Genomic DNA, 351 nt, shown 5'->3' with positions numbered 1-351 from the left:
ACTGCCCATGACCAAATTGACACGCACGCTCAAAATCTTCAACAATTGAGAAATCTTTATCTATCAACAATTGTTTAATCGGCTCTATACAGTTTAATTTTCCGTAACCTCTGGTTTCGACCCCCCTACGTTTTGGCATTACTTTCTGTACAAGCTGATCCTCAACCGCAACCTTACGCCACTTATTCAAGTGGGTTGTATCTTCGGTCTTAGAATCAATTATACGTTTTACCATTGGATAGTTTGCCATGTAAAACTCTATTGATTGCCAGACACGATGGCCAAGAGCAAGGCCAACTGAAGACAAGCACCTATTTATTTCCTCTACCATTAACTTGTATTTTTTGAGTT

General features: G+C 39.3%; 1 protein-coding gene. It reads right to left on the bottom strand.

From position 1 onward, the window contains the following. On the bottom strand, positions 1-331 hold a 331-nt coding region (locus tag CWC16_RS20180), incomplete at its 3' end, for a DUF8727 domain-containing protein (protein ID WP_502705088.1). Positions 332-351: the final 20 nt, after the last annotated feature.

The sequence above is a fragment of the Pseudoalteromonas sp. S3776 genome (assembly GCF_005886915.1).
Taxonomy (GTDB): domain Bacteria; phylum Pseudomonadota; class Gammaproteobacteria; order Enterobacterales; family Alteromonadaceae; genus Pseudoalteromonas.
This window is presented reverse-complemented; position numbering and strand designations above follow the sequence as displayed.